The 2,616-nt window shown below is 56.7% G+C and carries 3 protein-coding genes; 2 read left to right on the top strand and 1 reads right to left on the bottom strand.

Annotated features, from left to right (window positions below):
* Both NW849_RS14125 and NW849_RS14120 read left to right on the top strand, forming a co-directional pair.
* Positions 1–213 (top strand): LysR substrate-binding domain-containing protein (locus tag NW849_RS14125; RefSeq protein ID WP_414358460.1); only part of this gene is annotated, 213 nt, incomplete at its 5' end.
* Positions 214–716: 503 nt separating this feature from the next.
* On the top strand, positions 717–1,520 hold the full coding sequence (locus tag NW849_RS14120; protein WP_414358458.1) for an E3 ubiquitin ligase family protein: 804 nt from the start codon (positions 717–719) through the stop codon (positions 1,518–1,520).
* Between the two features lie 378 nt (positions 1,521–1,898).
* On the opposite strand, the gene NW849_RS14115 is transcribed toward NW849_RS14120, so the two are convergent.
* Positions 1,899–2,453, bottom strand: coding sequence for a DUF4079 domain-containing protein (locus NW849_RS14115; RefSeq protein ID WP_414358456.1), 555 nt, complete (start codon positions 2,451–2,453; stop codon positions 1,899–1,901).
* Positions 2,454–2,616: the final 163 nt, after the last annotated feature.

The following is a 2,616-nucleotide window of genomic DNA, read 5'->3' as shown; positions in this document are numbered from 1 at the left end:
ATGGTGGCGCAGGGTCTGGGGGCTGCCATTTTGCCTCGCTTGGCCGCCATCCCCATTCCCGAAGGGATCCAGATCCGTCGGCTGCCGATCCCACTGGAGCGGGTGATCGGAGCTGCTGTTCTGGCCTCTGCGCTGCATCCGCCCGCAGTATTTGCCTTCCTAGAAGCCTTGCGGGGAAACCCGTCTCAGTTGCCAAGTCAAGTTCGGAACTGACCGCATTCGGGATTGTCTTAAACTCCTCTTAAATGCTGTTTTATGGATAACTGCTAGCATGAGGCCAACTTCACTCCCACCCCCCGGAAAGGAAGGCCTCTATGAACTGGCTGACGCTGCTTGGGCTACTTTGTCTTCCCGGCTCTCTGTTTTCATGTGTTGAGTATTTGCGCTCCCAAAGGTTGGTTCAACAGCTCTCCACCACTCGGTTGCTCAAGGTAGCCGAGCTTCGCAATCTCGGTCAGACAAGTCCACAGGCAAAAGGAGCAAACTTGGCCCAAGTTTATGGCAGGATTTTGTGCAATCGGCCTTTGGTATCGGAATTTTCGCGACAGCCTTGCGTCTACTACAAGTCCGAGATCTCTTGGGAGTATGACGAAGTCGAATGCTATCGAAAGTATTTGAACAGCGAAGGCGACGTAACTTACAGCGAACGGATCAGCGAAGGCGAATACCAGAACGCTCTGCGCTTGGGATCCCGGGCAAAATCCTATCCGGGGAGAATGACCGCAAAGGAGCCCGGATTGGGCTATTCTGCCCCCAGTTCTTTCCAGAAAAGGGTTGATCCCGGCTACTCCGATTCTTTCCCACAAAAGTCCAACCCTGGCTACTTCGGCGCGGCATCCTTTCCGCAAAAACCCGGCTCTGGCTACCCCGGTTCGGATGCTTTCCAGAAGAAGCCTGGTTACCCCGATTACCCACAAAAGCTCGGCTCTCCAGCCTATCCCGAAAAATTGCCGTTTTCTGAAGCAGGCTCTCCCCAAAAGTACTACAACAATGTGTACTCCGATCCGAGCACAGGCCGGGAATATCTCCTGGAGAGAGAGACGAGAACGAGAGATGAAACCCTTCACTCAGTGGTTCGCCAGATCCCTTTTTTCATCGAAGACGAAACCGGAAGGGTGAGGGTGGATCCCACGGGTGCGGAGGTAGAGGCTATGGCGGTTGTGGATGAGCGTGTCTTTCCCGGAAAAGGCCCCAGCCGCTTCAACTTCGATCTCAAGCGCTACCTTTCCCAAGTGAGAACAGAAAACCGCTCCACTCGCTCTTTCATCTATAAGGAATGGGTGATTCCGGTGGATGCGATGGCCTTTGCCATGGGGCAGGTGCGCTTCGAGGCAGGGGATCCCGTGATCCGAAAACCTCTTTCTGGGGGACGGTTCATGATCGCGCCCAAATCCCCTGAAGCCCTCTTGGAAGAGCAGCGCTCCAATGCCAGCAGCTACCTGGTGTTGTCCATCGTCCTGCTGGGCATCGGCGTTTTCACCGTGCTCTACCTGCTGCAATCCCTGCAACCTTATCGCTGATAGGCTCCCGGCCTTCCTGTCCAGGGAGAGGGAAACCTCGGGTTACCAAAAAACTGGGTCTAAAGCCCCGCCCTAAGGCCTACGGCCCGCTGACGCGACTAGGGCGGCTTTGTGCTATGCTGCCCGCAGCGGCAGGGTAGTCAACCGCTCTAAAAACCCAACAGTCTCACGACTGGATACAGCCTCAGCAGGCTTTGTGGTTGTTGTTTGCAACGGTACCTAAGGGCATTAGGGAACCGCTCTGGGTGCTAGGGCTTGCGTAGCGCTTGGGGAGACGAGCACCGCTGCCGTGGAGGGGCAACCCAACACGATAAGTGCTGTCGCAGAACCAGGAACCAGAATCCCCTGCCTTTAGGCAGGGGAGCATGTCAATGCCACTCACAGCGACAAGCCCAGCTTGAGCCCGAACAAGGCATGGGCAAACAGTATGCACAGGATGAGGCTGCCCACATAGGCATGGGTGGTGCGCAGAGCAGCGCGGTTGCCCCCAAAGCCGCTGAGAGACAAAGCTCCATTCACCGCCAACAACAGCAGCACCAGGGATCCCGTCCAAAAATGGGGACTGCTCAATAGGGGCTTCCCTTGCATCACCAGGGAGAGAATGCCGCCGGTGTAGCCCAGAGCGATGAAGGTGGCCATCCAGGGAGCCAATTTGCGGTGATCCAGCAGAGGCTTTTGGGCCGATTCCGGCAGGGATCCCTCTGAGGTTGGGGAGGCGGCTGCCAGACGCAAGGTTCGCCCTCGCCACCCGGTCAGGCCGACAAAGCTGCCCATCACCACCACCACGATTCCCATCATCAAAGGGTGACCCCATTGCACAATGGGTTGGGGCAAGTTGAGGCCGGCAAAAAACTGGGCTACGGGCTGCAAGGCGGCGGTTAACCGATCCGAAGCTGCCGACAGATCCGGCAAGGCCAAGCTCAACAGGTTCATGGCGATCCCTCTACCTCTGCGACGAATCTACAACTGCATGAACTACCCCACCGCATAGGCGGATGGGGTTTCTGATGCCCCATCCCCTTGACGGCAGGATTTTAGTCTCTTCCTCTGCCCCAGTTGCTTCATAGACCCGCAGGACTTTGAAGTAGAGCTGGAG

The sequence above is a fragment of the Synechococcus sp. R55.3 genome (genome assembly GCF_047461975.1).
In the GTDB taxonomy this organism is placed as follows: Bacteria; Cyanobacteriota; Cyanobacteriia; order Thermostichales; family Thermostichaceae; genus Thermostichus.
Note: the sequence above shows the minus strand (reverse complement) of the source record. Positions and strands in the feature narration are given on the sequence as shown.

What these genes read in the sequence shown, in the direction of transcription:
- NW849_RS14120 (WP_414358458.1), top strand. Translation starts at nt 717, where the DNA reads ATGACCGCAAAGGAGCCCGGATTGGGCTATTCTGCCCCCAGTTCTTTC.
- NW849_RS14115 (WP_414358456.1), bottom strand. Translation starts at nt 2,453, where the DNA reads ATGAACCTGTTGAGCTTGGCCTTGCCGGATCTGTCGGCAGCTTCGGAT.